This is a genomic window from Candidatus Thermoplasmatota archaeon, from assembly GCA_018814355.1.
In the GTDB taxonomy this organism is placed as follows: Archaea; Thermoplasmatota; Thermoplasmata; order UBA10834; family UBA10834; genus COMBO-56-21.
On record JAHIZT010000036.1, the window covers coordinates 1 to 6,971 of the forward strand.

The 6,971-nt window shown below is 54.9% G+C and carries 7 protein-coding genes and 1 tRNA gene; 2 read left to right on the top strand and 6 right to left on the bottom strand.

The genetic code is table 11. From position 1 onward, the window contains the following. The first annotated feature begins 216 nt into the window (after positions 1-216). Positions 217-786 carry a molybdenum cofactor guanylyltransferase gene (locus tag KJ653_01900; protein MBU0684590.1) on the top strand — a complete coding sequence of 190 codons (570 nt, stop codon included), beginning with the start codon at positions 217-219 and terminating at the stop codon, positions 784-786. A gap of 7 nt (positions 787-793) precedes the next feature. Here the strand turns inward: KJ653_01900 and KJ653_01905 are convergent, their stop codons facing one another. The 5 genes from KJ653_01905 to KJ653_01925 form a co-directional block, all read right to left on the bottom strand. Further along, positions 794-1,438, bottom strand: coding sequence for a hypothetical protein (locus tag KJ653_01905; GenBank protein ID MBU0684591.1), 645 nt, complete (start codon positions 1,436-1,438; stop codon positions 794-796). Next, on the bottom strand, positions 1,423-2,091 hold the full coding sequence (locus tag KJ653_01910; GenBank protein MBU0684592.1) for a hypothetical protein: 669 nt from the start codon (positions 2,089-2,091) through the stop codon (positions 1,423-1,425). Before KJ653_01910 ends, KJ653_01905 begins: the two co-directional genes overlap by 16 nt. Positions 2,092-2,137: 46 nt before the next feature. Beyond that, positions 2,138-4,690, bottom strand: coding sequence for a PAS domain S-box protein (locus tag KJ653_01915; GenBank protein MBU0684593.1), 2,553 nt, complete (start codon positions 4,688-4,690; stop codon positions 2,138-2,140). A 76-nt stretch (positions 4,691-4,766) separates the two neighbouring features. After that, positions 4,767-4,873, bottom strand: a tRNA-Ser gene (locus tag KJ653_01920). Between the two features lie 61 nt (positions 4,874-4,934). Further along, a complete protein-coding gene (locus KJ653_01925) occupies positions 4,935-5,765 on the bottom strand; it encodes a carbon-nitrogen hydrolase family protein (GenBank protein ID MBU0684594.1) in 831 nt (276 codons plus the stop codon). 100 nt (positions 5,766-5,865) lie between these two features. Here KJ653_01925 and KJ653_01930 point away from each other — a divergent pair, with 100 nt between their 5' ends. Continuing rightward, positions 5,866-6,684: an NAD+ synthase gene (locus KJ653_01930; GenBank protein MBU0684595.1), complete on the top strand. Its 819-nt coding sequence runs from the start codon at positions 5,866-5,868 to the stop codon at positions 6,682-6,684. 27 nt (positions 6,685-6,711) lie between these two features. Here the strand turns inward: KJ653_01930 and KJ653_01935 are convergent. Then, a partial coding sequence (locus tag KJ653_01935; GenBank protein ID MBU0684596.1) for a transposase occupies positions 6,712-6,971 on the bottom strand: 260 nt, incomplete at its 5' end.

Here is a 6,971-nt window from a genome sequence, read left to right on the forward strand (position 1 = left end):
CCGCTCTCCGCCCGCACCCTGGGTCATCGTTATCTTGGACATCTTGACACCGCCGTCTTTGCGAAGAATCTGGTTCGTTATAACCCTTTTGGCTTTCTCATGAACGAGCTTACACCCCGACTGACTCCACCAGCCAGATAACTTGATTATCCGCAAGTTTGTTGCCCCCTTCAGATGCTATCTGGCGCAATCCTATCCGGAGGGCGGAGCTCCCGGATGGGGCAGGACAAGGGCATGATCCGGCTCGGCGGGAGACCGCTCGTCAACCACGTGGCGACGGCTATGGCCGAGATTGTGGACGAGATAGTTGTGGCTGTGGCCGCTGGCAAATCGGCCGAATACACCGATGTCCTCGGCGGCGATCTCGTCATCGCGGAAGACAAGGAACCAGATCTTGGTCCTCTAGAAGGGCTGATAACCGCGCTGTCCGCGGCAAATGGCGATTATGTCTTATTCAGCCCCTGCGACACGCCCTTCTTGAAGACTGGCGTGTGCAAGATCATTGCATCATACGCAAAAGAGAGGGACGGCGCCGTCCCCATCGTCAGAGGATACCAGGAACCTCTCCACGCAGTGTACAGACGGACTAATGCCCTGGAGGCCTTTGAGATTGCAGTCAGCACGGGAAAGCGGAGGCCGGCAGATGCCTATGAAGGACTGGTCATGATGCCTGTGCCAGAGGACATGTTGAGAGAGCTAGACCCAAGACTCGAGAGCTTCTGGAACTTGAACACTCCAGAGGACCTAGCACAGGCAGAGGCAAAGCTGAAGCAAGAGCTGCGGTGATGGCATATCAAACCGAATCCCTCCTCTTCTGAAGGTAGTCAACAATTTTGTCCTTCGCTTCGTCCACATGGAGCGAATCTACGAAGTGGTCGGCAGACGCTCTGAGCAGATACTGGACGCCCAGGACTGCAACGATGAATCCTGCGAAACCATCGAAAAGCAGGTCGATCATGGTGTCAGTAAGACCATATTGGTGGGTTGTATGGGCCAGCGAGTCGTCGGCGAACTCCATGACCTCCCAAAGCACCCCCATGGCCATGGTGAACATGAGTATGAAGAAGGCTAGGAATGGCCTGGGCAGATGGATGCTTTCGACGTACTTGTCAACGATCACGACCGTAACGAATCCGAGCGCGCCGATCAGGGAGGCAGACATCATATGCGTCAGATGGTCCCAGCCAGGTATCGTGTTGTAGAACCCCGAGAACCCTCCCACGACGTGAAGGAACAGTGCAAGCACTATCCAGAAGTTCAGTTCGATCGGTAGAGTGATCTTCAGGTCGCGCCTCAAGATGGATGGGATGAAGCTGATGAACAACGCCACCACGGCCGCGGGCACCCAGGTCAGGTTGCCCGTGACTATGCCCGCAATGGCTACGGCAACCGTGCCTGCCTGCATGGCCCTTGAGAGGAATCTCAGTCTTTCTTCCACTTTGGCACCTCCCACAAATGTATGAACCCCAGGGTGCGCTTCCGGTCCTCAGACATAGCCTTGAGATAGAAGTCGTAGACAAGGCCCATCAGCATCCCGCCAACGAGGACCCACACGAAGCTCATCATCACCTGCCTGTTGCTAGTGAGGTTATGAGTCCCGTTGACGACATCGCCGACGTACTCACCCACCTGCCATAGGCCTGATATCCCCAGGGTGAACATGACGACGAAGAATATGGCAAAGGGCCTGTTCATTCTCACATCTGTGTACATCCCCAATTCCACCGTGAGCAGGAAGCCGATGGTTGCGAGGGAAAACGCAAATGCTAGGTCCGTGAAATGCCTCCACCACCCGAAGTTCTCCAGCATTATCCTGGAGCCACTCGAAATATGAAGCAACAGTGGGGCCGCGAGGAGAAGGGTCATCTCCCACGGAAGCGCCCGGAACGGATTTCTCGTCGATATGATCGGCAGCACGTATAGCGAGATCGCCGCAATGCCGAAGGCCACCCAGAGGACATCCAGCTTCAAGACAGTGTACACCGTCGAGAAGAAAAGGACCATGCTAGCGACCCAGGACATCTCGGCCTCGATGATCGACTCGCGTGTGATTGCGGTGAGTAGCGAGCTTGTCCCAGATTTAGCGGCCATTGCTTTCCCCGAGCCTGGTTTGAGAAGACAGCCGGACTATTAACGCTTACTCCTTGGAAATCCTGTATGCGCCGCGGGGTATCGATATCACGAATCGTGCACCCTTTCCCGGCTTGCCGGTCTCGGTGATGGTTATGCCTGTGATGCCCAGAATCTCCTTCACCATGAAGAGACCATAGCCAGAATGCTTCCCTCTTCCTCGCTGGAACAGCTTCTCCTTTTCTTCTGTGGGGATACCCACACCATCGTCTTCGTAGACTATTGAAAGCCTATCATCCGATTCCTCATATCGAATCCCGATCTTCGTGACTTTGCCGCCGTGCCTGAGTGAATTGTCCACAAGGTTGTTGAAGACCTTCTCGAACATGAGGTCCGCGAGGACCTCAAGCCCTTCAACTTGGACCGACTTGGAGATATTGCTAGGGCTTAATCCTGAGATACCGTTCAAGACAGCGGTCTTGACGTCGATCCACTCTGGTTTCGCGACTCCCATCTTCTGGTAGTCGCCTGTGAAATCCAATTGCTTTCTCATTATCTCCGCAGCATTCCATATCTTCTTGAGATATTCCTGCACCGGAGGCTCTGAGGCGGTCTCTTGGGCGAGCTGAAGCCATCCAATCAATACCGAGAGCTGGTTCAGAGCGTCGTGTCTGGTGACATGATTCAGAAGGTTCAGCTTCCGGTTAGCCACCTCCAGAACGGCCTCGTGTCTCTTGCGATCACTTATGTCAGTTACAACCCCAAGAGCCCCCGAATACCGACCGGCTTTGTCCTTGATAGGCGTCACTCCTACGTTAGCGTGTAGCAAGGTCCCATCCTTTCTGAGGAAATCGAGCTCATACCTATCGAAGAGGCCCCGTTTTATGTCTTCGATTTTGCGCCTTGACAGCTCAGCCGCTTGTTCATCCATGAACTGGAACAGTGATTTGCCGACCATCTCGTCGACAGAAATGCCTATCATCTCGGCCATCCTCGGATTCGCGAAACGGACTACCGCTTCCGCGTCGGTCATCAATATGCCTTCCTGGGCTAGTTCGACAAGCTGCCGATACTTCTCCTCGCTCTTGCGCAACGCCTCCTCCGCCACTTTGCTAGCAGTTATGTTTCGCACTACGATGAGAGCATGCTCTTTCGGGATCGGAATGAGCCTTGCCTCAAAGAATCGGGTCTCACCCTCTATCTCGAGTGAGTACTCCCGAGCCAAGACTCTTCCTGTCTTCACTGCTTCGTCGATTGTATCTCCGTACATCTTCCCGACATCAGGAGGTAGGACGTCCTGCAGTCGTTTTCCCAGGAACTCCTCAGGAGGGACGTAGAGGTCTGCAACGCGCCCAGCATTGTAGTCAAGCACCCTTCCACCAGCATCGACATGGAAATAGAGATCCGGGAAGGCTCCAACGATTGCCTGCAATTTCGATGCGAGTTCCTCCGACTTTTGTTGAGCGAGCTTTCGAGCACTCACGTCGATGACGATGCCTTCGTAGCCCACGGGATTGCCGTCGTGGTCTCTTCGCACGTAGGTATGGTCCTCGACCCAACGCACTTCGCCAGATTTGGTGGCGATTCGATATTCTTGGACGAAATCATTTACTCCTTTTTTGACGAAATCCCTGAACTCCTCCCTTTCGCGCTCGAGGTCCTCTTTGTGGATGATGTCGTCGTAAACAAATGTAGAAACGAAATCTTCTCGTCTGTAGCCGAACTGCGCGATACCGTCAGATATGAATGAAACCGGCCCGCCCGGCTCCGGACGCCAGATGACCAGGATGACGGGTCCTTTGTCTATGATCCCCTGAAGCTCCTTGTATCTCTCAAGTGCACTGTGAAGCTCCAGTTCCGCCTTCCTGCGGTCGGTTATGTCACGAACGTATTCTATGACTCCCGACAGTTCGCCCGTCTTGCTGTCCCTCATCGGGAAGGCGTACAGGTCGAGCCAGCCTACGACCTCCCCTTTGGCACCGATCTTCGGCACGACTTCGTACGCGGGCCTCTCGTTCTCGATGGTCTCGAGGCTCGGACAAACTTCACAGTGCGCTTGTCGACCGTGATAAGCATCATAACATTTCTTGCCGACCAGAGGCATCTTGTGCGAATACCAATCCTCCATTGCTGGGTTGACTCGTACTATATTGAGATCCTTGTCGAGAACGCTTATGCCGTCCTGGATGCTTGAGAAAACGCTTGATATGAATCTATCTCCCTCACGGGCGGCCTGATCCGAGCGAGTGCTCCTCACTGACTTCCTTATCAGGTTCGCCAGTTCCGTGAATTGGATTTGAGGACTGGAGCCCTTCCGGAGGTAGAAGTCCGCGCCGTGGTTCAGAGCCTCGACAGCCGCCTCTTCACCTCCTTTGCCCGTGAACAAAATGAAAGGGATCTGCAGACCCTTCGCCCTGACGATCTTGAGCATCTCTATACCGTCCATGCCAGGAAGGCTGTAGTCTGCGACCACTGCGTCGTAGTCCTGAGACTGCATCTTCTCAAGCGCGGACTCAGCGTTGGCTGCCGTGTCAACTTCAAAATCCCCTTCCCTTTTCAGAAAAAAGCTGGACAGATCGAGGAAACTGACTTCATCGTCAACGTGCAGGACCCTTATCATCTTCTTCTCCTTCAGAATCCTCGGGGTTTCGATAGGAAATGAGCTGTAAGGTATTTAGGCAGTATGTCACATGAAGCGCTGAGGGGGAGATTTGAACTCCCGAGGCGCCAAAGCGCCACGAGCTCGCTGGCGTCGTCAACAATGATTCCAGGCTCGCGCCTTACCGAGCTGGGCCACCTCAGCTTTGCTACCTTCAGACGGATGTCTATATTTAAGAATAGCGAGTCCGGCCAGGTGTTTGTCGTCAAGACCTCTTGCCGGTTCTCAGCAAGGATCGTATCTCGTCAAGAATCTCCACCCTTGTGTCCCGGACAGTGGGCCTGAACTTGCGGGCGATGTCTATCTCTCCAAGATCGATTTCTGCTTCGACAATGTCCTCATCCAGGTCTTTACCTCTAGCCAGCTCCTCTCCTCTCGGCCCGAAGAGCGTGCTGCCTCCGCCGAAGACCAGACTGCCGTGAACGCCCACCATATTGCAGTATGCGACGAAGATTGCGTTCTCGACTGCTCTGCCGGGCATGACCCTCCGGAAGGATGACCTCGATGTTGTGGGCGCAGCGGATATGTTGACGAGTATCTGGGCACCGAGGAGCGTCTCGAGTTTGGCAAGCTCTGGGAAGAACATGTCATAGCATATCATGAGCCCAATCTTCGCATGCTTCCCGGCCGCAACCACGGCTTCCTTGCCCTCCGCGAAGAACACCTTCTCCTCAAACGGTCCGAAGCTTGGGAGGTACATCTTGTCATATCTGAACAAACGACCTGTCCCAGTCGCGAGCAGGCACGAGTTGTAGACCAGACCCGGTACCCGCTCATCCATCATGGGAACGCCGAAGACTATGTCCTTCTTGGTTTCCTTGGCGAGTCGGACGACGCCTCTGACCATCGGGCTCACGATCGTCTCTGCGTGCCTGAGAAGGTCGTCCCGAGGCATGTACCCCGTCAGGTTTAGCTCGGGGAATATGACAATCTTGCCCTTAGTCTTCCTGACGATGTCCCTCATCCTCTTCAGGTTGCTCTCCTTATCGTGGAGCTGACAAGTGACCTGGGCTAGTGTGACGACGAGCTTGGACATGTGAACAATGATAAGTCCTGCCGCTAGATTAGCATTGTCCCTGGCTTGGTCGCAGGCTCCCACCATAAGCGATATATCCGGACCGTGGCATTCCAGCACGATGATTCTTCCAAGGCTGAAGGATGGCACAGAACAGGTCGTCGAGAAGTTCCTGGCGGAGAAGCTCAGGAAGGCAGGGGCCAGGGGTTTCGTCCTCGGAGTCAGCGGTGGTATCGATTCTGCTGTGGTCCTGAGATTATGTGTGCGCGCTGTGGGCAAAGACAAAGTGCTCGCGCTCATGATGCCCGAGAAGGATTCCCCCAAGGAGGACCTCGAGGACGGGAAGGACTTGTGTGAGCTCGAGGGTGTGAAATACAAGGTCATCGACATCACAGGCACCGTCGCGGCCTGCGTCAAAGCGATTAAGGGCAAGGTCGACAGAGTATCTCTGGCGAACATCAAGGCCAGATGCAGGATGATCGTGCTCTACCACTACGCGAACACTGACCGGCTGCTCGTGGTGGGCACGAGCAACAAGAGCGAAATGTTGGTCGGCTATTTCACCAAGTACGGGGACGGCGCTGCTGATCTCGAACCCATCGGAGATCTCTACAAGATGGAGGTAAGAGAGCTGGCAAGGAGGATGGAGATCCCGGACAGGATCATTCGGAAGGTGCCATCAGCAGGCCTCTGGAAGGGTCAGACGGACGAGGGTGAGATAGGCATCAAATACGAGCGTCTGGATGCAATACTCCTGGGAATAGAGCTGGGCCTAACAGATAAGGAGATTGCCGCAAGAGCGGGAACGACCGTCAAGGAGGTCTCAAGGATCGCCCGCATGGTCAGATCGACATCGCACAAGCGCAAATCCCCACCCGTTGTCAAACTCGGATTCAGAACACCTGGCCTAGACTGGCGAGAGGGCGACGAAGACGTCTGACCTGGGTTCACAGATACTTTTTCGAGGTCAACTACCACCCATTGAAATGGGTGGCTTGTAACTGACCTCGACGGAGGTTCGATGCTCCGCGTCACCGGTCGCTACGATCGGCCCGTTGACGGTGGGCCTGCCAACCAAGGCGTTGCCGAGGCTGGCGATGTTCCTTGCCGCGTTGAGGTCGGCATTGAGCGAGTAGCCGCAGACGGGGCATCGGAACGAGTGCCCCTTCCTTATCCCGAGATCCCCGCATCGAGAGCACATCTGGCTGGTGTACTCCGGTGGAACCG